We start from the raw sequence: 24,060 nt of genomic DNA, 5'->3' as shown, positions 1-24,060 counted from the left end.
TTACGGGCCGATCGCCTAGCCACAGAGTGAAACCCAAAGGGTATAAACCCGGTTTGCATATACGCCAGGCACAATAAATGACAATGAGAGCGAGGAGAACGTCGTGCTAGAAGAATACCGTAAGCACGTAGCCGAGCGTGCTGCTGAGGGCATCGCCCCTAAGCCGCTAGACGCCACCCAAATGGCCGCGCTGGTCGAACTACTGAAGAATCCGCCAAAAGGCGAAGAAGAATTCCTGTTAGACCTGCTGATTAACCGTGTTCCACCGGGCGTCGACGAAGCCGCCTACGTCAAAGCAGGTTTCCTGGCGGCCATCGCCAAAGGTGAAGCGACATCCCCCCTGGTTACCCCCGAGAAAGCCATTGAACTGTTAGGCACCATGCAGGGCGGCTATAACATTCATCCGCTGATCGAAGCCCTGGACAACGAAAAGCTGGCGCCGATCGCCGCTAAAGCGCTGTCCCACACGCTGCTGATGTTCGACAACTTCTACGATGTGGAAGAGAAGGCGAAAGCCGGCAACGCGCACGCCAAGCAGATCATGCAGTCCTGGGCCGATGCCGAATGGTACCTGTCGCGCCCTGAGCTGGCGGAAAAGATCACCGTCACCGTGTTCAAAGTGACCGGCGAAACCAACACCGACGACCTGTCCCCGGCGCCGGACGCCTGGTCGCGTCCGGATATCCCGCTGCACGCGCTGGCGATGCTGAAAAACGAACGTGAAGGCATCGTGCCGGATCAGCCGGGCAGCGTCGGCCCGATCAAACAGATCGAGCTGCTGAACAAGAAAGGCTTCCCGCTGGCCTACGTCGGCGACGTGGTCGGCACCGGCTCCTCCCGTAAATCCGCCACCAACTCGGTGCTGTGGTTCATGGGCGACGACATCCCGTACGTGCCGAACAAGCGCGGCGGCGGCGTGGTGCTGGGCGGCAAGATTGCGCCTATCTTCTTCAACACCATGGAAGATGCCGGCGCCTTGCCGATCGAAGTGGACGTGTCCGAGCTGAACATGGGCGACGTGATCGACGTTTACCCGTACAAAGGTGAAGTGCGCAACCACGAAACCGGCGCGCTGATCGCCAACTTCGAGCTGAAAACCGACGTGCTGCTGGATGAAGTGCGCGCCGGCGGCCGTATCCCGCTGATCATCGGCCGCGGTCTGACCACCAAGGCGCGCGAAGCGCTGGGTCTGCCGCACAGCGACGTGTTCCGCATCGCCAAACCGGTAGCCGCCAGCAACAAAGGCTTCTCGCTGGCGCAGAAAATGGTCGGCCGCGCCTGCGGCGTCGCCGGCATTCGCCCTGGCGAATACTGCGAGCCGAAGATGACCTCCGTCGGCTCTCAGGACACCACCGGCCCGATGACCCGCGATGAGCTGAAAGACCTGGCCTGCCTCGGCTTCTCCGCCGATCTCGTCATGCAGTCGTTCTGCCACACCGCCGCGTACCCGAAACCGGTCGACGTGACCACGCACCACACGCTGCCTGACTTCATCATGAACCGCGGCGGCGTATCGCTGCGCCCGGGCGACGGCGTGATCCACTCCTGGCTGAACCGCATGCTGCTGCCTGACACCGTCGGCACCGGCGGCGATTCCCACACCCGCTTCCCGATCGGCATCTCCTTCCCGGCCGGTTCCGGCCTGGTGGCGTTTGCCGCCGCGACCGGCGTGATGCCGCTGGATATGCCTGAGTCGGTGCTGGTGCGCTTCAAAGGCAAAATGCAGCCGGGCATCACCCTGCGCGATCTGGTGCACGCCATCCCTTACTACGCGATCCAGCAGGGTCTGCTGACCGTCGAGAAGAAGGGCAAGAAAAACATCTTCTCCGGCCGCATTCTGGAGATCGAAGGCCTGCCGGATCTGAAGGTCGAGCAGGCGTTTGAGCTGACCGATGCGTCCGCCGAACGTTCCGCCGCCGGTTGTACCATCAAGCTGGACAAGGCGCCGATCGAAGAGTACCTGAACTCCAACATCGTGCTGCTGAAGTGGATGATCTCCGAAGGCTACGGCGATCGCCGTACGCTGGAGCGCCGTATTCAGGGCATGGAAAAATGGCTGGCGGATCCGCAACTGCTGGAAGGCGATGCGGATGCGGAATATGCGGCGGTGATCGACATCGATCTGAACGAGATCAAAGAGCCGATCCTGTGCGCGCCGAACGATCCTGACGATGCGCGCCTGCTGTCCGACGTGGCCAACAGCAAAATCGATGAAGTGTTCATCGGTTCTTGCATGACCAACATCGGCCACTTCCGCGCGGCGGGCAAGCTGCTGGATCAGCACAAGGGCCAGCTGCCGACCCGTCTGTGGGTGGCGCCACCAACCAAGATGGATGCGGCTCAGTTGACCGAAGAAGGCTACTACAGCGTCTTCGGCAAGAGCGGCGCGCGTATCGAGATCCCGGGCTGCTCGCTGTGCATGGGCAACCAGGCGCGCGTGGCGGACGGCGCGACGGTGGTTTCCACCTCAACCCGTAACTTCCCGAACCGTCTGGGCACCGGCGCCAACGTCTATCTGGCGTCTGCCGAACTGGCCGCGGTAGCGTCCCTGCTGGGCCGCCTGCCGACGCCGGACGAGTACCAGACCTATATGGCGCAGGTCGACAAGACGGCGGCGGATACCTACCGCTACCTGAACTTTGACCAGCTGGGCCAGTACACCGAAAAAGCCGACGGCGTGATCTTCCAAACCGCCGTGTAAGCCGCTATATTGCGCAACTGTTTAACGGGAGGCCTTGGCCTCCCGTTTTATTTTGCTCAGTTGCCAACTTTGCGAGCGCTCACTGAGTTAGTCCGCCATTTATGTTTACACTAAGAAAAAGGGCTCAGGAGGGCATGCTATGGATTACGAATTTCTGCGTGACGTCACCGGTCAGGTGATCGTCAGATTTTCGATGGGGCATGAAGCGATTGGCCACTGGATCAACGAAGAAGTCAAAGGCGATTTCAACCTGCTGGACCGCATTGAAGCCGGCGCGGCCGAGGTCAAAGGCAGCGAGCGCCAATGGCAGCTGGAAGGCCATGAATATACGCTGCTGATGGATGGTGAAGAAGTGATGATCCGCGCCAATCAGCTGGAGTTCGAGGGCGACGAAATGGAAGAGGGGATGAACTACTACGACGAAGAAAGCCTCTCATTCTGCGGCGTTGAGGATTTCCTGCGGGTGTTGAAGGCCTATCGTTCTTTCATGCTGAAGTACTAAGCATCAGGGCGCGGCGCGCCGCGCCCTTTCCATCACAGATGCGGAATATTGCGGCCGTAATAGATTTCCTGCATCTCTTTCCATAACAGATCGGTGATCTGCTTGCGTTCGGCGGCGCTCAACGCCTCCGGCTCCGCGTTAAACAGGTAGTGCTTCAGATCGAAATCCTTCAGCAACATCTTGGTATGGAAGATATTTTCCTGATAAACGTTCACGTCCATCATGTGGTACAGCGCCTTGATGTCTTCCGACATAAAGTTCTGGATCGAATTGATCTCATGATCGATGTAATGTTTCACGCCGTTCACGTCGCGGGTAAAACCGCGCACGCGATAGTCCATGGTGACGATGTCGGATTCCAGCTGGTGAATTAAGTAGTTCAGCGCCTTGAGGGGCGAAATGACGCCGCAGGTCGAGACCTCGATATCGGCGCGGAAGGTGCACAGCCCGCCTTCCGGATGGCTTTCCGGGTAGGTGTGCACGCAGATATGGCTCTTGTCCAGGTGCGCGACGACCGTATTCGGCAGTGGACCGGGGTGTTCCGACGTATCGACGTCTTTCGGATCGATCGGCTCTTCGCTGACCAGGATGGTGACGCTGGCGCCCTGTGGCTCGTAGTCCTGACGCGCGATGTTCAGAATATTGGCGCCGATGATCGAGCAGGTTTCGCTCAGGATCTCGGTCAGCCGGTTGGCGTTATATTGTTCGTCTATGTAGGCGATATAGCCGTCGCGATCGTCCGCGGTTTTGGCGTAACAAATATCGTAAATACAAAAACTCAGGCTCTTGGTCAGGTTGTTGAAGCCGTGCAGTTTTAGCTTATGCAATTTGGGCCACCTCCTTTATCTTCTCGCTTAACGTGTTACGTTCAGGGCATCGAGCAAATATTGCGGCAGGGCAAAGCTGCCGACGTGAATTGCCGGGTTGTAATAACGGCAGTGTAGGCCGCTTTGGTTAAAGCGCTGTTGCAGGGCAGGCAGATCGCGCTGGCGCAGCGCCGGGTCCTGGCTCGCCCAGGCAAAGGTCATGATGCCGCCGTAATAGGTCGGGATCGCCGCCTGATAGAAGCTGACGTCGCTAAAGTAGCGGCTCAGTTTGGCGTGGCTGTTGACCGCCTCGTCCTGCTGCAGGAAACAGACGCCGTTTTGCGCGACGAAAATGCCGCCCTCATTCAGGCAGCGGGCGCAGCCTTCATAAAACGCCGAGGTGAACAGGCTTTCGCCGGGGCCGATCGGATCGGTGCAGTCGGAGATGATCACATCGAACGTTTCGCCGGTTTGATTCACGAAGTTGACGCCGTCGTCGATCACCAGCTTGAAGCGCGGATCGTCATAGGCGCCGGCGCTGTGGTTGGGCAGGTACTGGCGGCAGAACTCGACGACGCCGGCGTCGATCTCGACCATGGTGATCTGCTCCACGCCAGGGTGCCGGCTGACTTCGCGCAGCATGCCGCCGTCGCCGCCGCCGATGATCAGCACTTTCTTCGCCCGGCCATGCGCCAGCAGCGGCACGTGGGTCAGCATTTCGTGATAGATGAACTCGTCACGCTCGGTGGTTTGCACCACGCCGTCGAGCGCCATCACGCGCCCCAGCGCCGGGTTCTCGAAGATCACCAGATCCTGATGATCGGTCTTCTCGCGGTACAGCACCTTCTCTACCGAGAAGTACTGGCCGAAGCCCGTATGCAGCGTTTCGTACCAAATTTCTTTCTGGGTCATGTGCGGGAAACTCCGTAATAACAGCCATGAAAAATCGGCGCAACATCATAGCTAACTCTGCCTGGCGATGCACGGTTGAATTTCAGACAGAGAGAGCGGAGGGGGGACGGGCGAGGGGGAAGATTAATTGGCGTAGGCCAGCAGGCTCAGGGAGTCGCGCGCCAGCGATTTGCACTTCTTGGGCGTTGGAATGGCGATGCCGCTCAGATCGCGATAGCTGTCTTCGCCCAGCGCCTTCATGTTAAAGCTGTTGTAGTTGCTCAAATCCCAGCGGTTTTGTTGCGCGAAATAGACGATGGCGCGTTTGATTTGCGCATTTGGCAAATCGTTGTAGCCGCAATCATTTTTCAAATAAATAAATACCGCCGTCAGATCGGCCAGATCTTCCGCCTCGGATTCATTCAGCGCCAGACTGGCGTTGGAGAAGCCCAGCATCGCCAGCAACAGCATCGATAACGTTGTTTTTTTCATCATGAAATAGGCCTGTTTGTCGTCTGCAGACGTTACCACACTTGCCTGTAAAGGCACCAAATTTTATTGCTGACGGCCTTCCATGGCGTTCACTCACGGATTGTGAGGCATAGCTTAAAATACCGCCAGGAAAGGCTTGACCTTCCGCCTGGGGGAAGGTTTAGGCTGGCTGCGTTGAGTTATGTCACTGAGAAAAGGGAGTCAGCGATGTTACGCCGTGATTTTATTAAATTGACCGCTGCATTGGGCGCCGCGAGCGCATTGCCGTTATGGAGCCGGGCCGCCTTAGCGGCCGAGCGGCCGACCCTGCCGGTGCCCCCGCTGTTAACGCCCGACGCGCAGGGAAAGATTGCGCTGGCGCTGCAGGCGGGGGAAACCCGCTGGTTGCCCGGCGCCGCCACCAAAACCTGGGGATTCAACGGCGCGCTGCTCGGGCCGGCGGTGAAGCTGCAGCGGGGTCAGCCGGTGATGGTCGATATCAAAAACAGCCTGGCGGAAGCCAGTACCGTCCACTGGCACGGCCTGGAAATCCCCGGCGACGTCGATGGCGGCCCGCAGGCGTTGATCCATCCCGGCGCAACGCGCACGGTGAATTTCACCGTCGATCAACCGGCGGCCACCTGCTGGTTCCACCCGCATACCCACGGTAAAACCGGCAGCCAGGTGATGATGGGGCTGGCGGGGCTGGTGCTGCTGGAAGACGATGAAAGCGCCAAACTACCGCTGCCGAAAACCTGGGGGCAGGATGACATTCCGGTGATCCTGCAGGATAAGCGCTTGGGCAAAGATGCCCAGATCGAATATCGCCTGGACGTGATGAGCGCGGCTGTGGGTTGGTTTGGCGATCGCATGTTTACCAACGGCGCTCAGTACCCGCAACATCTGGCGCCGCGCGGTTGGCTGCGTTTGCGTTTCCTCAACGGTTGCAACGCCCGCTCGCTGAATCTGGCGGCCAGTGACAACCGCCCGCTGTACGTCATCGCCAGCGACGGCGGTTTTCTGGCGGAGCCGGTGAAGCTGACCGAGCTGCCGATGCTGATGGGCGAGCGCTTTGAAGTGCTGGTCGATGCCTCCGACGGGAAAGCGTTCGACATCGTGACGTTGCCGGTGAAACAGATGGGTATGACGCTGGCGCCATTCGATCGGCCGCTGCCGGTGTTGCGCATTCAGCCGTCGTTGGCGCAGGGCATCAAAACCATGCCGGACAGCCTGGTGAAGCTGCCGACATTGCCTGCCACCGCCGGCATCCAGGAGCGTTGGCTGCAGCTGATGATGGATCCGCAGCTGGATATGCTCGGCATGCAGGCGCTGATGGATCGTTATGGTCATCAGGCGATGGCCGGCATGAGCATGAATCATGGCGCGACGGGCGCTGGAGACATGAAAGGCATGGACCACGGTAACATGAAGGGCATGGAGAAGGGCGGCATGCAGGGCATGGACCACGGCGACATGAGCAGCATGAAAGGCATGAAAGGCATGGATCATGGCAAGATGGCCGGGATGGATCATGGCGGCGCGCAGGGCAACGCCAAACCGTTCGACTTCAGCCACGGCAACATGATCAACGGCAAGGCCTTCGATATGACCAAACCGATGTTTGCCGCCAAACGGGGCCAGTATGAAAAGTGGACCATTTCCGGCGAGGGCGACATGATGCTGCACCCGTTCCACATTCACGGCACCCAGTTCCGTATTCTGTCGGAAAACGGCAAACCACCGGCGGCGCATCGCAGCGGCTGGAAGGACACGGTGCGCGTCGAAGGTTGGCGCAGCGAAGTGCTGGTGCGCTTCGACCATTCGGCAAGCAGCGAACATGCGTATATGGCCCACTGCCACCTGCTGGAGCATGAAGATACCGGCATGATGATGGGCTTTACCGTCGCCGATTGATGGCGGCCTATCGCTCAGGTGGCGGTGCGCTCGCGTCGCCACCGGCGAAAGGCTATGCTAAACTCTGCGCCTTTCTTCCGGCAACTGACCTGAATACTATGAAACACACTGTAGACGTAATGATTTCCGAGCAGGAAGTTAAGACCCGTATCGCCGAACTTGGCCGCCAGATCACCGAACATTACCGCGACAGCGGCAGTGACATGGTGCTGGTTGGGCTGCTGCGCGGCTCCTTCATGTTCATGGCCGATCTGTGCCGCGCGATTGACGTGCCGCACGAAGTCGACTTCATGACGGCTTCCAGCTACGGCAGCGGCATGTCCACCACTCGCGACGTGAAGATCCTCAAGGATCTGGACGAAGACATTCGCGGCAAAGACGTGCTGATCGTGGAAGACATCATCGATTCTGGCAACACGCTGAACAAAGTGCGCGAGATTTTGGCGCTGCGTGGGCCGAAATCGCTGGCGATTTGCACCTTGCTGGACAAGCCTGAGCGCCGTGAAGTGCAGGTGCCGGTCGAATACGTCGGCTTCTCGATCCCGGATGAGTTCGTGGTGGGGTATGGCATCGACTACGCCCAGCGCTACCGTCACCTGCCGTACGTCGGCAAAGTGGTGCTGCTGGACGAGTAATTGATGTGGGGCGCGGCCTGCCGCGCCCGCGGCGGGATTATACGCCTTTATCCTGCTTCAGTTTGGCTATCGCTTTGCGGTAGCCCATCTCCAGGCTCTCGCGGCTGGTCGCCAGCACTTCCATATCGCGCAGACGGCCGTCCTGAATGCCGTACACCCAGCCGTGGATCATCACCTTTTGGCCGCGTTTCCAGGCCGATTGCATGATGGTGGAGTGGCCCAGGTTGTATACCTGCTCAATGACGTTGATCTCGCACAGCATGTCGAAACGCTGTTCCGGCGGCAGCTCGCCCAGCAGCGAACTGTGCTTGTACCACAGATCGCGAATGTGCAGCAGCCAGTTGTCGATCAAACCCAGCTCCGGGTTTTCCACCGCGGCCTGCACGCCACCGCAGCCCAGGTGGCCGCAGATGATGATGTGTTCGACCTCCAGCACATCTACCGCATACTGCACCACCGACAGGCAGTTAAGATCGGTGTGGATAACGAGGTTTGCCACGTTGCGATGGACGAACAGTTCACCCGGCTCGAGGCCGGTCAGGCGTTCTGCGGGAACGCGGCTGTCAGAGCAACCAATCCATAAGAAGCGGGGCTTTTGCGCCTGGGCTAAACGTTCAAAAAAATCCGGGTCTTCCTGACTGATATTGGCCGACCAGGCCTGGTTGTTGGCGATAAGCTCTTCGATTTCTTTCATGGAGGTGATTGACCCGTAACGAACAGATTGCGTTGGGGTAATATAGGGTAAGCGTCACAATTTGGAAATCGGAACAGTGGTGCAACCTCATTTACCGCACGGATTCGACTCAGTGAAAACGCCGTCGATGCTAGGATTATTGTTATTGTTTCAAGCCTCGCAAACAGGGGGCGCGGCGGCATACTCATCGTTATAAGGTACTATTTTACATATGAATTATGCACTGGAATTAGCGCAGCTGACCAAGACTTACGCCGGTGGCGTCAAGGCGCTGCGCGGCATCGACCTGAGCGTCGAGGCGGGGGATTTTTATGCCCTGCTAGGGCCAAACGGCGCTGGAAAGTCCACCACCATCGGCATCATCAGCTCGCTGGTGAACAAAACCGCCGGCAGCGTGCGGGTGTTCGGTTACGACATCGATAAAGACATCGTCAACGCCAAGCGCCAGCTTGGCCTGGTGCCGCAGGAGTTCAACTTCAACCCGTTTGAGACCGTATTGCAGATCGTGGTGAACCAGGCGGGTTACTATGGCGTCACGCGGCGTGAAGCGATGGCGCGCGCCGAAAAGTACCTCAATCAGCTGGACCTGTGGGGCAAGCGCAACGAGCGTGCTCGCATGCTGTCCGGCGGCATGAAGCGCCGTCTGATGATCGCCCGCGCGTTGATGCACCAACCAAAGCTGCTGATCCTCGATGAACCGACCGCCGGGGTGGATATCGAGCTGCGCCGCTCGATGTGGGGCTTCCTGAAAGAGCTGAACGCCCAGGGCACCACCATCATCCTCACCACCCACTATTTGGAAGAGGCGGAGATGCTGTGCCGCAACATCGGCATCATCCAGAACGGGGAGCTGGTGGAAAACACCTCGATGAAGGGGCTGCTGGCCAAGCTCAAGTCGGAAACCTTTATCCTCGATCTGGCGGCGAAAAGCCCGCTGCCGAAGCTGGACGGTTACCGCAGCCGCCTGACGGATACCTCGACGCTGGAAGTGGAGGTGATGCGTGAACAGGGGCTGAACGGCCTGTTCGCCCAGCTGAGCGCGCAGGGCGTGCAGGTGCTGAGCATGCGCAACAAGGCGAACCGCCTGGAAGAGCTGTTTGTCACCCTGGTTAACGGCAATGGAGAGAAAGCATGACGCGTTTGTATTGGGTGGCCTTACAGAGCATCTGGGCCAAAGAGGTGAACCGCTTCGCGCGCATCTGGATCCAGACCCTGGTGCCGCCGGTGATCACCATGACGCTGTACTTCATCATCTTCGGCAACCTGATCGGTTCGCGCATCGGCGATATGCACGGCTTCAGCTACATGCAGTTCATCGTGCCCGGCCTTATCATGATGGCGGTGATCACCAACTCCTACGCCAACGTCGCGTCGTCGTTCTTCAGCGCCAAATTCCAGCGCAACATTGAGGAACTGCTGGTGGCGCCGGTGCCGACCCACGTGGTGATCGCCGGCTATGTCGGCGGCGGCGTGGCGCGCGGCATCTGCGTCGGCGTGCTGGTGACCATCATCTCGCTGTTCTTCGTGCCGCTGCAGGTGCACGCCTGGTGGGTGATTGCGCTGACGCTGCTGCTGACGGCGATCCTGTTCTCGCTGGCGGGGCTCATCAACGCGGTGTTCGCCACCACTTTCGACGACATCAGCCTGATCCCGACCTTCGTGCTGACGCCGCTGACCTACCTGGGCGGGGTGTTCTACTCGCTGTCGCTGCTGCCGCCGTTCTGGCAGGCGGTGTCGAAGCTGAACCCGATCGTCTATATGATCAGCGGTTTCCGCTACGGTTTCCTCGGCATCAATGACGTGCCGCTGGCGTTCACCCTGGCGGTGCTGGTGGCGTTTATCACGGTGTTCTACCTGCTGTCCTGGTACCTGATCGAACGCGGCCGCGGCCTGCGCAGCTGATCCTGATGCGCCCTCGTTTTCCCGGCGGGGGCGCTTTTCCCGATTTGGCGCAGGCGGCGCGTAAATCAATAGAATCGCTCAAATAACCGCTAGTTCCCCGCTGTTCAAATCGTGCTATGCTGGCGCTCCACATTTCCTTCATTTTTGTCATTACGCACTCGTAAGCAGAACATCATCATGCGGCCTCAATACAAGTTGGCGACTGGGTTACTCGGCATTCTGATGTCGTTGGTTTCCCCTGTGAGCCTGGCGAATCTGCTGTCGGAAGACGGCGCGGTTAAATCTGAATACATGGAAGCGCAGCGCGACAGCGAAGTCTATTCGCTGGTGGGCGAGCATGTGATCCCGGTAGGGGAAGTGAAGCGCGGGCAACTGATCCAGGTGTTCCCGGCGGATGCGGAATACTACGAATTCAGATTCGGGCACGGCACCGGCTTTATCGATAAAGACGACGTGCGCGAGCTGAAGAAGTCGCGCAAGGTGCAAGACGATCTGGGCGAGCTGAACAAGCCGCTGACCAACCAGAATCTGATCACCCAAAAGGCGATCGACGTATACACCGCGGCGGACAAGGACAGCGAGGTCTTCGGCACGCTGGAAGGCAACCTGCGTTATCCGATCATCGGCAAGCTGAAGGATCGGCTGAACAATACCTGGTACGAGGTCAACATCGGCGATCGGCTGGGGTTCGTCAGTGAGCTGGACTGCGAGATCGATAACGGCATCCCGGTGCTGACTTACCATCACCTGCTGAAAAACGAAGAGAACAAGCGCTTCCGCCATACCTCGACCACCACCTCAGACGTGGCGTTCAGCAACCAGATGACCTACCTCAAGCAGGCGGGCTACGACACCATTTCGCTGTATCAGCTGGAAGCCTACCTGAAAAATCAGATCAACCTGCCGGGCAAGGCGATCGTGCTGACCTTCGACGACGGGCTGAAATCGGTTTATCGCTACGCTTACCCGGTATTGAAGGATTACGGTTTCCGCGCGACGGCGTTCATCATCTCTTCGCGCATCAAGCGTCATCCGCAGAAATGGAACCCGGACTCGCTGCAGTTTATGAGCGTCTCGGAGCTCAAGCAGATTCAGGACGTGTTCGACGTGCAGTCGCACACCCATTTCCTGCATCGCACCGACGGCAATCGCCAGCCGATTTTGCTGAGCCGTTCGCTGCACAATATCGAGTTCGATTTTGAGCGCTCGCGCCGCGCGCTGTCGCAGTTCAACCCGCACGTGCTGTATCTGTCCTACCCGTTCGGCGGCTATAACCAGCGGGCTATTCAGGCGGCGCAGGACGCCGGTTTCCATCTGGCGGTGACCACGGTGCAGGGCAAGGTGAAGCCGGGGGATAATCCTTATACGTTGAAGCGGCTGTATATTCTGCGCACCGACTCGATCCAGACCATGGCGGACCGGATAGCCAACAAGCCGGGCACGGTGGTGCAGTAAGGAAAAGAACGGGCGCGCGAGGCGCCCGTTTTACCGTCAGGCGACCTGAACCGGCACGGCTTTCGCCTTGCGCTGCAGGTTGTTGTCACCCTCGAAATAGGCGACTTTTGGGTGATGTTGGCGGGCGTCGGCGTCGGTCATTTGCACATAGGAGCAGATGATCAGTTTGTCGCCCACGCAGGCGCAGCGCGCGGCGGCGCCGTTGACCGAAATAATGCGCGAACCGCGCTCGGCGGCGATGGCGTAAGTGGAGAAGCGCTGGCCGTTATCCACGTTGTAGATATCGATCGCTTCATATTCCAGAATGCCGGCCGCTTCCAGGAAATCCTGATCGATGGCACAGGATCCTTCATAGTGCAAGTCAGCCTGAGTGACTTTGACGCGATGCAGCTTGCCTTGCAGCATAGTACGTATCATAGCTTTACCTAACTGAATATCGGCCTTCACAGGCGTTGGGGTTGAACATCTCTCCTGCATCCCTGCAATCTCTATCGTCACCGATTGCCCCGCCATTGTCTACCTATGGCCAGGGCTGCAGGGTGACGACAGTATAAAAAATGACTTACAGCGTCAGGTCAACCTGCTGGTTGTCGATAAGCCGCGCCTTGCCCAGCCAGGCGGCCATCAGCACCACCGCCCGTTGGCTGTCCACCGTCAGTGGCTGCAGGCTGTCGGCATCGCGAATAAACAGCTCATCCGGCGTAAAGCCGGCGGCGCGCAGTTGCTCGGCTGTTTGTTCCAACAGCGTTTCGACATGGCGCTCGCCATTGGCCAACTGCTGCGCCAGCGCGTTCATGATTTTGCTCAGCTGCGGCGCAACCTTGCGTTCCTCGGCGGTCAGGTAACCGTTGCGTGAACTGAGGGCCAGGCCGTCTTTGGCGCGCACGGTCGGCACGCCGACGATATCGATGTCGTAACCCATGTCCGCCACCATTTTGCGGATCAGCGCCAATTGTTGGTAGTCCTTCTCGCCGAAACAGGCCAAATCAGGCTGCACCAGGTTGAACAGCTTGCTGACGATGGTGGAAACGCCGCGGAAGTGGCCCGGCCGGCTTGCGCCTTCCAGAATGGTGGAGATGCCCGGCACGTCGACATAGGTTTGCTGCTCCAGCCCCTGCGGATAGACCGCGGCCGGGGCCGGCGCGAACACCAGATCGACGCCGCGGCGGGTCAGTTTCTCGCTGTCTTCCTGCAGCGTGCGCGGGTAGCGCGCCAGATCGTCCGGGCGATCGAACTGCATCGGGTTGACGAAGACGCTCACCACCACCACGTCGGCGCGGGCGCGCGCTTCATCGACCAGCGTCATATGGCCGTCGTGCAGGTTGCCCATGGTCGGCACCAGTGCGATGCGCTTGCCTTCCTGGCGCCAGCGGCGGATCTGCTGACGCAGCAGCGGCAGGGTTTCGATAATAATCATTGGGTGACTCCTGGAACCATCGCTTAGTTAAAAGAGTGTTCAGCCGCCGGATAGAGGCCTTGCTCCACTTCCTGAATGTAGTGTTGCACCGCCGTGCGGATATCGCCGCTTTGCGCCAGGAAGTTCTTGGCGAATTTCGGCGTGTGACCGCCGGTGATGCCGAAGGCGTCGTGCATCACCAGGATTTGGCCGTCGGTGCCGTTGCCGGCGCCGATGCCGATGACCGGAATGGAGAGCGCTTCGGTGATCTGGCGCGCCAGCTCGGTCGGCACGCACTCCAGCACTAGCAGCTGAATGCCGGCCAGCTCCAGATTTTGCGCGTCCTGCAGCAGCTGTTTGGCCGCCAGTTCGTCACGCCCTTGCACCTTATAACCGCCGAACACGTTGACCGACTGCGGCGTCAGCCCCAGGTGGCCGCATACCGGCACCGCGCGTTCGGCGAGCATTTTCACCGTGTCGCACAGCCAGCTGCCGCCTTCCAGTTTCACCATGTTGGCGCCGGCGCGCATCAGCTCGGCGGCGTTATTGAAGGTCTGTTCCGGGGTGGCGTAACTCATGAACGGCAAATCGGCCAGCAACAGGCAGGCCGGCGCGCCGCGGCGCACGGCGCGCGTGTGGTAGGCGACGTCGGCGACGGTGACCGGCAGCGTGGAGTCGTGGCCCTGCAGCGTCATGCCCAGCGAATCGCCCACCAACAGGACTTTAATGCCTTGCTCTTCAAACAGCTTGGCAAAGCTGGCATCGTAGGCGGTAAGGGTAGCAAACTTGCGTTGCTCCTGTTTCCACTGGCGCAAATGGGTCACGGTGGTGGGTTTCATCACAACGTCTCCTGAAACGGGCCGTGCGGCTTACGCAGGCCCAGGCTGCAAAAAAGTGCAGCCATTCTACTGTAACCCGATCGGGGTGGGTAGCGCGGATCGCCATGCTTAAGCGGTTCTTAAGAACCTTGTGGTGCAATGGCGTCATGACTCAAAAGGGATACTCATGCGAATTCTGCTGATCGAAGATGACAAACTGATCGGGGACGGCATCAAGGCCGGGCTGACCAAACTCGGCTTTAATCTGGACTGGTTCACCGACGGCGCGGTTGGTAAAAACGCCCTGGGCAGCGCGCCGTATGACGCGGTGATCCTCGATCTCAGCCTGCCGGGCCTCGATGGACTGGATCTTCTGCGCCAGTGGCGTCAGGCCGGGCAGGATGTGCCGGTGCTGATCCTCACCGCCCGCGATGCGTTGGAGCAACGGGTCAGCGGGTTGCAAAGCGGCGCCGACGACTACCTGTGCAAACCGTTCGCGCTGGCCGAAGTGGCGGCGCGCCTGCAGGCGCTGATCCGCCGTCGTCACGGCCAACTGATGCCGCAGCTGACGCACGGCAACGTGGTGTTCGACAGCGCTACCCGCAGCGTGAGTTGCAACGGCGAACCGGTGACGCTGACGCCGCGCGAATTGGCGGTGCTGGAGCTGTTTCTGCACAACAAAGGGCGCGTGCTGGCGCGGCCGTTGATCCAGGAGAAGCTGTACAACTGGGACGACGAGGTGAGCAGCAACGCGGTGGAGGTGCATATTCACCACCTGCGGCGCAAGCTGGGCAACGGCTTCATCCGCACCATCCACGGCGTGGGCTATACGCTGGGGGATGCGCCGTGAAGCGTCTCAGCCTGCGGCTGCGTCTGATCCTGATTTTCAGCCTGCTGGCGCTGCTGACCTGGTGCACTGCCAGCGTGGTGGCCTGGGTGATGTCGCGCAACACCATCAACGAAGTGTTCGACACCCAGCAGATGCTGTTCGCCAAGCGGCTGGCGACCGCCAACCTCGGCGATCTGCTGGCCGATGAAAGCGCGCGCAGCCTGCCGAAAACCAAGAAGCTGGTGCATCATGGCAAACGGGGCGAGCAAGATGATGACGCGCTGGCGTTCGCCATCTTCGATCGCCAGGGCAAGATGCTGCTCAACGACGGCGAGAACGGTGCCGACTTCCTGTTTGACGGGGAGCGTGAAGGTTTTACCGACGGCGAACGCAAAGGCGATGACGACAGTTGGCGCCTGGTATGGTTGACCAGCCCGGACGGGCGCTACCGCATCGTGGTCGGCCAGGAGTGGGATTACCGGCGCGATATGGCGCTGGGCATGGTGACCGGCCAATTGGTGCCCTGGCTGGCGACGCTGCCGGTGCTGATGCTGCTGATTGCGTTGATGGTTGGGCGCGAGCTGCGGCCGCTGCGTGCGGTGGCCGCCGGTTTGCGCCGGCGCGCGCCCGATGACGCCACGCCGCTGGATGCGCGCCAGGTACCAACCGAGGTGCGCCCGCTGGTGGATGCGCTCAACGCGCTGTTCGCCCGCATCAATGCGTTGCTGGTGCGGGAGCGGCGTTTCACCTCCGATGCCGCGCACGAATTGCGCAGCCCGTTGGCGGCATTGCGGGTGCAGACCGAAGTGGTGCAGTTGGCGGGGGACGATGCGCCGATGCGCGAGCATGCGCTGGACAATCTGACGGTCGGCATCGATCGCGCCACCCGGCTGGTGGATCAGCTGCTCACGCTGTCGCGGCTGGATTCGCTGTCGGATCTGGCCGAACTGGCGCCCATTGACTGGAACGAACTGGTGATGATGACCCTGGCGGAACAGGATCGGCTGGCTCATGCGGCGGGCGTGACGCTGCGTTATGAACAGCAGGGAACGCCGCCGGTGCGTCAGGGGCAGACCTTGCTGCTGTCACTGTTATTGCGCAACTTGCTGGACAACGCGGTGCGTTACACCCCGCAGGGCGGCGCGGTCACCGTGACGTTGAGCGAACGTTCGCTGACGGTGGAGGACGACGGTCCGGGTGTCACCATGGAGCATCTGGCGCGGCTCGGAGAGCGCTTCTATCGCCCGCCGGGGCAGGAACAGACCGGCAGCGGGCTGGGGCTCTCGATCGTACAGCGTATTGCCGGCTTGCATGGTTTACAGATCAGTTTCGCCAATCGCCCGGCGGGGGGATTTGTCGCGCGGCTGGCGCTGTAGGCGGGTCAGGATTTCGGTTTTGGCGAGTGCCATAGCGCCATGCCGTTTTCCGGCACGCGCTTGAGGCAGCTGGCGAGCGGTTCGCCATCGGGGAAAATCAGATCGGGGGCGATTTCCGCCAGCGGGTAGAGCATGAATTCGCGCTCTTTCAGGCCGTAATGCGGTACGGTCAGGCGATCGGTATGGATCACCTTGTCGCCATACAGCATGATGTCCAGATCGAGCGTGCGCGGCCCCCAGCGTTCATCCTTGCGCACGCGCCCCTGATTGCGTTCTATCGCCTGGGTATGGTCGAGCAGCTGTTCGGGCGGCAACAGGGTATCCAGCGCCACCACCGCGTTGAGAAAGTCCGGCTGGTTTTGCGGCCCCAGCGGCTTGGTGCGGTAAAACGAAGAACAGGTGACCAGCCGGGTGCGCGGGAGATGCTCCAGCGCCTCCAGCGCGGCGTTAACCTGTTGCAGCGGCTGCGCCAGGTTGCTGCCCAGCGCGATATAAACGCGGATCATTATGCCCCTTCTTTACGCGGTGCCCGGCGGCGAGGACGGCGTTGACGCGCGCGGCGCGGCGCCGGATCGTCACCCAGGGTGCTCAACATGGCTTTCTGCCGCGCCGGCGTGGCGTCCTGGAACTCACCCCACCACTCGGCCAGACGCAGCATCTCCTGATTGTCTTCCACTTCCGCACGCAGCGCCAGCAAATCATAGGCGGCGCGGAATTTCGGATGTTCCATCAGTTTGTGCGCGCGTTTGCCCTGACGACGAGACAGGCGCAGCTGCAGCTGCCAGATATCGCGCACCAGCGTGGTAATGCGTTTCGGGATCGCCAGCGAGCGGCACTGCTCGTCGAGCACATCGTTCATCGCCAGCGCGAAGGCGTCGTAGTACGCCAGGCCGCTTTCCTGCGCCAGTTTCTGCGCGTGCTCCAGCAGCGGGTACCACAGCATGGCGGCAAACAGGAAGGCCGGATTGACGCGCATGTCGTTCTGCAGGCGATGATCGGTGTTCTTCAGCACCTGCACCAGAATGCGCTCCATCGGCGTATCGTGGTTCGGCGTGAAGTTGCGGGCGATCAGCGGGAACAGCGGTTGGAACAGCTGATATTCGCACAGCTTCAGGTAGGTCTGGAAACCGTAACCCGCCTGCAGCAGCTTGAGGGATTCTTCGAACAGACGCGCCGGTGGGATCTCATGCAGCAGCGAAGCCAGACGCGGGATCGGCTCGGCGGTCTCTTCACTGATGCGCATATCCAGCTTGGCGGCGAAGCGCACCGCGCGCAGCATGCGCACCGGATCTTCGCGGTAACGGGTTTCCGGATCGCCGATCAGGCGGATCACGCCTTGTTTCAGGTCATTCAGGCCGCCGACGTAATCGCGCAGGGTGAAATCCGCCACGCCGTAGTACAGGCTGTTGATGGTGAAATCACGGCGCTGGGCGTCTTCTTCGATCGAACCGAAGATGTTGTCGCGCAGCAGCATGCCGTTTTGCGCCTGCTGGGAGGAATTCTTGTCGGATTCCTGATTCTGTTCGTGGTGGCCGCGGAAGGTGGCCACTTCGATGATCTCCGGCCCGAACATCACGTGCGCCAGACGGAAACGGCGGCCGACCAGGCGGCAGTTGCGGAACAGCTTGCGCACTTGCTCCGGCGTGGCGTTGGTGGTGATGTCGAAGTCTTTCGGCTTTTTGCCGAGCAACAGATCGCGCACCCCGCCGCCGACCAGATAAGCCTCGTAGCCGGACTTGTTCAGGCGATAAAGCACTTTCAGCGCATTCTCGCTGATGTCTTTGCGCGAAATCGAGTGTTGTTCGCGCGGGATCACGGTCATCGAGTCGTTGCTCTCGGCGAGGGGGAAAGGCGGACGCTTGCGCGGCGTTGAGCGGCGGGCAGGGGCGTTGCTGCCGTTATCGGCGGCGCGCGGCTGCGGCGCAGGGCGGCTTGGCGCCGCGGCACGCTCTTCGCGGACTACGTTTTTATCGCCGGCCGCCGCGTCGTCGCGGGGCAGCTTGTCATCGCGGGTCAGTACCTTACGACAGAAGTTGGCTACTCGGGTAAAAATGGTACACCTCGATAGTGACTGATAAAAATGGAGCTAACAAAAAATAGCGGCTAATCATAGCTCACCAGGGCTCCTTTGAGAATGCCGGCGTGTTTTCATCCAGAGGGATAGCCTCCTGACGCGGCACGTTTTCCAACCGCCAGTGTTCGATCGCCCAGCTCAATAATAATGGCAGGTCAAGATCTTGCCAGCTTTCCGGCAGCGGTTGGCGCAGAAATTTCAGCGCGGCGATCAGCACCGGCCGCGGATCGCCGGCGGGCAATGCCGGCGCATGATTTTGCTTCGACAGCTTGATGCCGTTGGCGCCCAGCGCCAGCGGCAGATGCACATAGGCGGGCACCGGCGCCTGCAGCTGGCGGTAGAGGGCAATTTGGCGCACCGTCGGTTCGATCAGATCGGCGCCGCGGACAATCTCGGTCACGCCCTGAAAATGGTCGTCGATCACCACCGCCAGGTTGTAGGCGAACAGCCCATCGCGGCGGCGAATGATAAAGTCTTCCCCCGCCAGCGCCGGATCGGCGTGCAATTCTCCCTGCAGGCGATCGTGGAACCGGTAAACGGGGGCGGTCTGACGCAAGCGGATAGCGGCACCCTGCGGGCCGAGCTGCAAATCGCGGCAGTGGCCGTCGTACAATCCGCCGATGTGCTGGATGCGGCTGCGGGTGCAGGTGCAGTAATAGCTGAGCCCCTGGCGCTGCAACAGATCCAGCGCGGCACGATAGGCGTCGTGACGTTGGGATTGATAGATGACCTGGCCGTCCCAGTGGAGACCATAATGTTCCAGCGCGGACAGGATGCGAGCGGCGGCGCCGGGGACTTCGCGCGGCGGGTCGATATCTTCGATGCGAACCAGCCACTGCCCGCGTTGGGCGCGAGCCTGAAGGTAGCTTCCCAGAGCGGCAATCAGCGAGCCGAAATGCAGATCCCCGGAAGGCGATGGGGCAAAGCGCCCCACATAATGACTTTCTTGCATATCAGAGGGGAGGGGTTCCCTTTTCTCTGTGCGGCGCACGCGGATGCGCACGCCGCAGCGGTAACAACGGTATTAGCCGGCCATCTGCTTTTCGCGGATCTCAGCCAGCGTCTTGCAGTCGATGCACAGATCGGCGGTTGGACGCGCTTCGAGGCGACGAATACCGATCTCCACGCCACAAGATTCGCAGTAGCCGAAATCATCGTCTTCCACTTTCTTCAGCGTCTTCTCGATCTTTTTGATCAGTTTGCGTTCACGGTCACGGTTACGCAGTTCAAGGCTGAACTCTTCTTCCTGAGTGGCACGGTCGGCCGGATCAGGGAAGTTGGCTGCCTCTTCTTGCATATGCGATACAGTACGGTCCACTTCGTCCCTGAGCTGGTTGCGCCACGCTTCAAGAATGCGCTTGAAATGCGACAACTGGGCGTCGTTCATGTACTCTTCGCCCGGCTTCTCTTGGTACGGCTCCACCCCAGCGATGGCGAGAATGCTCAAGGACGAGGTTTTACGGTTTTGCCCTTCTTGCATGTTGCTTCTCCTACATACACACGCACTATCGAATCCCCAATGCGGGGGAAAAACAGGCCGCTATAAATAACAGAAGGAAGGTAGGTTGGCAATTATTCCTGTCGCCCGCTTGACAATCGTGTGAAGGCGGGCGTATTTGGCGATCGTGCTGGCCGGTTGTCTATTTATAGGGACCCGGCTGCGCTAATCGATAAAAAACGGCAGCTTATCGCAGAGATAAATACCGTCAGGTGATAATTTTGCCCCATAGCAAACCACTTCCACTCCCAACTGCCGGACCTGTGCCAACAGCGCCGCATAGCGCTCATCTATATGATGTGCCGGTGCGACCTGCTCAATACCGCTGTGTAACACGGCAAAGAACAATACCGCCCGTTGCCCGCTTTCAACCACGCTGAGCAACTCACGCAGGTGCTTTTGCCCTCTGAGCGTTACCGCATCAGGAAAGTAACCACGTTGTTGTTGCAGTAATGTGACTGACTTAACTTCAATATAGCAGTTAACCCGATTTTCTGCCTGTAATAACAAATCGATACGGCTGTTTTCACCGCCGTATTTCACTTCGCCGCTAATTTTACTGTAACCGGATAATTCATTGATTAAATTGTGTTCGATCGCCTCGCGCACCAGCGCGTTGGCGCGCAGGGTGTTGACGCAGATCCAGTGCCCCTGTTGGGTATGGGTCAGCTCCCAGCTGTGGGCGTATTTGCGTTTGGGGTTGTCCGAGGTGGAGTACCACACGGTGTCGCCGGGCGTGGCGCAGCCGGTCATGGCGCCGGTATTGGCGCAGTGCAGCGTAAAGGTTTCCCCTTCCGGGGTGATCACGTCAGCCAGAAAGCGTTTGTAACGTTTGATCAGCGTGGCGGAGCGCAGCGGTGGAGAAAAAATCATGGGGATGCCTGCTTGGCCAGCGGCCACTGTTCAAGGTGTTGGTAACGGGTGCGGCCGTTTTCGAACACCGACTCATACAAGGAAAAGGCGTCGGCGCTGAACGCCCAGCCCGGCGTCGCCGGCGGGATCGCCACCGGCTGGGTGGCGGCGCGCAGCAGCGTGATGTGCGGATGGAACGGCAGCGCGCTTTGATGGCAGCCGCTGCGTGCGGCCTGCGAACGCAGCAGCTCGGCCAACTGCAGCAGCCCGCGCGGCGCGCGGCGGGTGCCGAGCCAGACCACGCCGGGGCGCGGCCAATGGCCGAGATCGTCGAGCCGCATGCTGAAGCCGGGTTGAACGATGCGGCCGGCCAACTTACGCAGCGCCAGTTCTTTCTGTGCGCTGACTTCACCGAGAAACGCCAGCGTCAGATGCAAATTGGCCGCCGCTACCGGCCGACCGGCTTCCGGTGCAAACGCCTCGGCGCGCCAGCGGACCACCTGCTGTTGCAGGGCGTCAGGCAAGGACAGGGCGAAAAACAGGCGGCGCGAATTGGACATAAGGGCTCGGCAAATGCATGACAATACGGTCGGGAACAGCGGTAAACGTTACTGGCAGCGGCCCCGCGAGGGGCGCGGCGCACGAATGAGCTCCGTACTATAGCTAACGCCGCAACAGTTTGAAAGGTTACGGGGATAAAGCTAATGCTACACTGTACGCCGTTTAACGCTAACCACTACGGAGAATTCAGTGTCTTCATTGCCCGTCAGCGCAGTGCTCGATGAGTTGCTGGCTGCGCTGCAGTCTGCCCCGCAGGTGCTGTTGCACGCCCCGACCGGCGCCGGTAAATCCACCTGGCTGCCACTGCAGATCCTGGCTAAGGCCGGGTTGCCGGGGCGCATTATCATGCTGGAGCCGCGGCGGCTGGCGGCGAAGAACGTCGCCTATCGCCTGGCGCAGCAACTGGGGGAGGAGCCCGGCCAGACCGTGGGCTATCGCATGCGCGCCGAAAGTAAAAGCGGGCCGCAGACCCGGCTGGAAGTGGTGACGGAAGGTATTCTCACCCGCATGCTGCAGCAGGATGCCGAGCTGCAGGGCGTATCGCTGGTGATCCTCGATGAATTTCACGAACGCAGTCTGCAGGCCGATTTGGCGCTGGCGCTGCTGCTCGACGTGCAGCAAGGGCTGCGCGACGATCTGAAACTGCTGATCATGTCGGCTACGCTGGATAACGCCCGTATGACGCAGCTGCTGCCGCAGGCGCCGGTGGTGGTGTCCGAGGGGCGCAGTTTCCCGGTTGAACGCCTGTATCAGCCGTTGGCCAGCCATCTGCGGCTGGAAGACGGCGTTGCGGCGGCGGTGAAGCGCCTGCTGGCCGAGCAGGCGGGGTCGTTGCTGCTGTTCCTGCCGGGTGTGGCGGAGATCAATCGGGTGCTGGAGCGTTTGACCGGCGAGGTGGCGAGCGATACCGATCTTTGCCCGCTGTATGGCGCGTTACCGCTGGCGCAGCAGCAAAAAGCGATTCAGCCGGCGGCGCCGGGCCGCCGCAAAGTGGTGTTGGCGACCAACATCGCCGAGACCAGCCTGACGATCGAGGGCATTCGGCTGGTGGTGGACAGCGGCCTGGAGCGCGTAGCGCGCTACGACGTGCGCAACGGCCTGACGCGGCTGGCGACACAGCGTATCAGTCAGGCGTCGATGGTGCAGCGCGCCGGGCGCGCCGGGCGCCTGGAGGCGGGCATTTGCTGGCATCTGTTCGCCAAAGAGCAGGCGGAGCGCGCGGTGGAACACGCTGAGCCGGAAATTTTACAGAGCGATCTCACCGGCTTCTGGCTCGAGCTGCTGCAGTGGGGGTGTCATGATCCGGCGCAGCTGACCTGGCTTGACGCGCCTCCGGCAGCGGCATTGGCGGCGGCCAGGGCGTTGCTGCACCGGCTGGGGGCCACGGATGACGGCGACAAACTCACCGCGCCGGGGCGCCAAATGGCCGCTCTGGGATGTGAACCGCGTCTGGCGGCGATGCTGGTCGCCGGCGCGGCGCTGAGCGCCGACGGCCTGGCGACGGCCGCGTTGCTGGCGGCATTGCTGGAAGAACCGCCGCGCGGCGGGCAGATGGATATCGGTTATTGGCTGAGCCGCCCGCAGCCGAACTGGCGGCAGCGCGCCGCGCAGTTAGCCAAACGTCTGCCGCACCGTGCGGGGCAAGTTGACGCCGATTTGGCGCCGCGGCTGTTGGCGCTGGCATTTACCGATCGCATCGCCCAGCGTCGCGGTCAGGATGGCCGCTACCTGCTGGCCAACGGCCTGGGCGCGGCGATGAACCAGGACGAGGCGCTGTCGCGCGCGCTCTGGTTGATTGTCCCCAACCTGTTGCAGGGCCACAATAGCCCGGATGCGCGTATTTTGTTGGCGTTGCCGGTCGATATCGAGGCGTTGGCGGCGCAGCTGCCGGCGATGGTCATGCAACGCACGGCGGTGGAGTGGGATGAAGAGAAGGGGACGCTGCGCGCCTGGAAACGCCAGCAGATCGGCCGTCTGACGCTGCGCGCGCAGCCGCTGGCCAAGCCGGCGGACGAAGAGCTGCAGCAGGCGCTGCTCGACTGGGTGCGCGCGCAGGGACTGGCGGTGCTCAACTGGGAGGGCGCAGCTGAACAACTGCGGGTGCGCCTGCAGTGCGCGCAAGCCTGGTTGCCGGAGGCGGAGTGGCCGGCGATGGACGAAGAACCGCTGCTGGCGGCGCTGGAGCAGTGGCTGCTGCCGTCGCTGAACGGCGTGCGCGATCTGCGCGGATTGAAGCAGGTCAACCTCGCCGAGGCGTTGTCCCGGCTGTTGGACTGGCAGCAAAAACAGCGGCTGGATAATGCATTACCCACTCATTACACTGTGCCGACCGGCAGCCGCCTGCCGATCCGTTATGAGGCCGGCAAACCGCCGGCGCTGGCGGTGCGTTTGCAGGAAATGTTCGGCGAGCAGCGCAGCCCGATGTTGGCGGAGGGTCGCATCCCGGTAGTGCTTGAGTTACTCTCACCGGCGCACCGGCCGTTGCAAATCACCGGCGATCTGGCGGCCTTCTGGCAAGGCGCCTACCGCGAGGTGCAAAAAGAGATGAAGGGCCGCTACCCGAAACACGTGTGGCCGGACGATCCGGCCACGGCGGCCCCGACGCGCCGAACGAAGAAATATCAGTAGGCCGCGATCGTTTAAGGTTTGGAATTCAGATGTTTCTTCTGTTCAGCGCCACGGCGT

General features: G+C 60.7%; 23 protein-coding genes. 10 read left to right on the top strand and 13 right to left on the bottom strand.

Annotated elements, in window-relative coordinates:
• Positions 1–103: 103 nt before the first annotated feature.
• Entirely contained in the window at positions 104–2,701 is a 2,598-nt protein-coding gene (acnB, locus tag IMX17_RS23430; RefSeq protein WP_182265361.1) for a bifunctional aconitate hydratase 2/2-methylisocitrate dehydratase, read from the top strand.
• A 139-nt stretch (positions 2,702–2,840) separates the two neighbouring features.
• A complete protein-coding gene (yacL, locus tag IMX17_RS23425) occupies positions 2,841–3,203 on the top strand; it encodes a protein YacL (protein WP_016930072.1) in 363 nt (120 codons plus the stop codon).
• A gap of 32 nt (positions 3,204–3,235) precedes the next feature.
• On the opposite strand, the gene speD is transcribed toward yacL, so the two are convergent.
• The 3 genes from speD to IMX17_RS23410 form a co-directional block, all read right to left on the bottom strand.
• Positions 3,236–4,030 carry an adenosylmethionine decarboxylase gene (speD, locus tag IMX17_RS23420; RefSeq protein ID WP_004937510.1) on the bottom strand — a complete coding sequence of 265 codons (795 nt, stop codon included), beginning with the start codon at positions 4,028–4,030 and terminating at the stop codon, positions 3,236–3,238.
• A gap of 27 nt (positions 4,031–4,057) precedes the next feature.
• A complete protein-coding gene (speE, locus tag IMX17_RS23415) occupies positions 4,058–4,921 on the bottom strand; it encodes a polyamine aminopropyltransferase (protein WP_193550273.1) in 864 nt (287 codons plus the stop codon).
• Positions 4,922–5,044: 123 nt separating this feature from the next.
• Positions 5,045–5,392: a YacC family pilotin-like protein gene (locus IMX17_RS23410; protein ID WP_004937515.1), complete on the bottom strand. Its 348-nt coding sequence runs from the start codon at positions 5,390–5,392 to the stop codon at positions 5,045–5,047.
• A 207-nt stretch (positions 5,393–5,599) separates the two neighbouring features.
• Between IMX17_RS23410 and cueO the strand changes: the two genes are divergently transcribed.
• Both cueO and hpt read left to right on the top strand, forming a co-directional pair.
• Positions 5,600–7,285, top strand: coding sequence for a multicopper oxidase CueO (cueO, locus tag IMX17_RS23405; RefSeq protein ID WP_193550272.1), 1,686 nt, complete (start codon positions 5,600–5,602; stop codon positions 7,283–7,285).
• Positions 7,286–7,383: 98 nt separating this feature from the next.
• Positions 7,384–7,920: a hypoxanthine phosphoribosyltransferase gene (gene hpt / locus IMX17_RS23400; RefSeq protein WP_048234659.1), complete on the top strand. Its 537-nt coding sequence runs from the start codon at positions 7,384–7,386 to the stop codon at positions 7,918–7,920.
• 37 nt (positions 7,921–7,957) lie between these two features.
• Here hpt and can read toward each other — a convergent pair whose 3' ends face one another.
• The gene (gene can, locus IMX17_RS23395) at positions 7,958–8,614 is read right to left on the bottom strand and encodes a carbonate dehydratase (protein ID WP_015379031.1); all 657 of its coding nucleotides are present in this window, start codon (positions 8,612–8,614) and stop codon (positions 7,958–7,960) included.
• 211 nt (positions 8,615–8,825) lie between these two features.
• Between can and IMX17_RS23390 the strand changes: the two genes are divergently transcribed.
• The 3 genes from IMX17_RS23390 (at position 8,826) to IMX17_RS23380 (ending at position 11,971) form a co-directional block, all read left to right on the top strand.
• On the top strand, positions 8,826–9,749 hold the full coding sequence (locus IMX17_RS23390) for an ABC transporter ATP-binding protein (protein ID WP_033644695.1): 924 nt from the start codon (positions 8,826–8,828) through the stop codon (positions 9,747–9,749).
• The gene (locus tag IMX17_RS23385) at positions 9,746–10,516 is read left to right on the top strand and encodes an ABC transporter permease (protein WP_193550271.1); all 771 of its coding nucleotides are present in this window, start codon (positions 9,746–9,748) and stop codon (positions 10,514–10,516) included. The genes IMX17_RS23390 and IMX17_RS23385 overlap by 4 nt, the downstream gene beginning before the upstream one ends.
• 177 nt (positions 10,517–10,693) lie before the next feature.
• A complete protein-coding gene (locus IMX17_RS23380) occupies positions 10,694–11,971 on the top strand; it encodes a polysaccharide deacetylase family protein (protein WP_193550270.1) in 1,278 nt (425 codons plus the stop codon).
• Positions 11,972–12,007: 36 nt separating this feature from the next.
• Here IMX17_RS23380 and panD read toward each other — a convergent pair whose 3' ends face one another.
• From panD to panB, 3 genes are all read right to left on the bottom strand, one after another.
• Complete coding sequence (gene panD / locus IMX17_RS23375) at positions 12,008–12,388, bottom strand: aspartate 1-decarboxylase (protein ID WP_004937544.1); 381 nt, start codon at positions 12,386–12,388, stop codon at positions 12,008–12,010.
• Between the two features lie 145 nt (positions 12,389–12,533).
• Entirely contained in the window at positions 12,534–13,388 is an 855-nt protein-coding gene (panC, locus tag IMX17_RS23370; protein ID WP_033644699.1) for a pantoate--beta-alanine ligase, read from the bottom strand.
• A 23-nt stretch (positions 13,389–13,411) separates the two neighbouring features.
• Positions 13,412–14,206: a 3-methyl-2-oxobutanoate hydroxymethyltransferase gene (gene panB / locus IMX17_RS23365; protein WP_046897332.1), complete on the bottom strand. Its 795-nt coding sequence runs from the start codon at positions 14,204–14,206 to the stop codon at positions 13,412–13,414.
• Between the two features lie 166 nt (positions 14,207–14,372).
• Between panB and qseB the strand changes: the two genes are divergently transcribed.
• Both qseB and qseC read left to right on the top strand, forming a co-directional pair.
• Entirely contained in the window at positions 14,373–15,035 is a 663-nt protein-coding gene (gene qseB / locus IMX17_RS23360; RefSeq protein WP_033651337.1) for a quorum sensing response regulator transcription factor QseB, read from the top strand.
• A complete protein-coding gene (gene qseC, locus IMX17_RS23355; RefSeq protein ID WP_182265357.1) occupies positions 15,032–16,390 on the top strand; it encodes a quorum sensing histidine kinase QseC in 1,359 nt (452 codons plus the stop codon). The genes qseB and qseC overlap by 4 nt, the downstream gene beginning before the upstream one ends.
• Before the next feature lie 5 nt (positions 16,391–16,395).
• On the opposite strand, the gene folK is transcribed toward qseC, so the two are convergent.
• From folK to thpR, 6 genes are all read right to left on the bottom strand, one after another.
• On the bottom strand, positions 16,396–16,896 hold the full coding sequence (folK, locus tag IMX17_RS23350; RefSeq protein WP_004937558.1) for a 2-amino-4-hydroxy-6-hydroxymethyldihydropteridine diphosphokinase: 501 nt from the start codon (positions 16,894–16,896) through the stop codon (positions 16,396–16,398).
• Positions 16,896–18,443, bottom strand: a complete 1,548-nt coding sequence (gene pcnB / locus IMX17_RS23345) for a polynucleotide adenylyltransferase PcnB (RefSeq protein WP_071883579.1) — start codon at positions 18,441–18,443, stop codon at positions 16,896–16,898. The genes folK and pcnB overlap by 1 nt, the downstream gene beginning before the upstream one ends.
• Positions 18,444–18,504: 61 nt before the next feature.
• Positions 18,505–19,416 carry a tRNA glutamyl-Q(34) synthetase GluQRS gene (gene gluQRS, locus IMX17_RS23340; RefSeq protein WP_004937564.1) on the bottom strand — a complete coding sequence of 304 codons (912 nt, stop codon included), beginning with the start codon at positions 19,414–19,416 and terminating at the stop codon, positions 18,505–18,507.
• 72 nt (positions 19,417–19,488) lie between these two features.
• Entirely contained in the window at positions 19,489–19,944 is a 456-nt protein-coding gene (dksA, locus tag IMX17_RS23335) for an RNA polymerase-binding protein DksA (protein ID WP_004937569.1), read from the bottom strand.
• A gap of 183 nt (positions 19,945–20,127) precedes the next feature.
• Entirely contained in the window at positions 20,128–20,835 is a 708-nt protein-coding gene (gene sfsA / locus IMX17_RS23330; protein WP_004937572.1) for a DNA/RNA nuclease SfsA, read from the bottom strand.
• The gene (gene thpR, locus IMX17_RS23325) at positions 20,832–21,374 is read right to left on the bottom strand and encodes an RNA 2',3'-cyclic phosphodiesterase (RefSeq protein WP_046897335.1); all 543 of its coding nucleotides are present in this window, start codon (positions 21,372–21,374) and stop codon (positions 20,832–20,834) included. The genes sfsA and thpR overlap by 4 nt, the downstream gene beginning before the upstream one ends.
• Positions 21,375–21,564: 190 nt before the next feature.
• Between thpR and hrpB the strand changes: the two genes are divergently transcribed.
• Entirely contained in the window at positions 21,565–24,003 is a 2,439-nt protein-coding gene (hrpB, locus tag IMX17_RS23320) for an ATP-dependent helicase HrpB (protein ID WP_193550269.1), read from the top strand.
• The last annotated feature ends 57 nt before the right edge of the window (positions 24,004–24,060 follow it).

It is taken from the genome of Serratia sp. X3, from assembly GCF_014982455.1.
In the GTDB taxonomy this organism is placed as follows: domain Bacteria; phylum Pseudomonadota; class Gammaproteobacteria; order Enterobacterales; family Enterobacteriaceae; genus Serratia; species Serratia ureilytica.
This window is presented reverse-complemented; position numbering and strand designations above follow the sequence as displayed.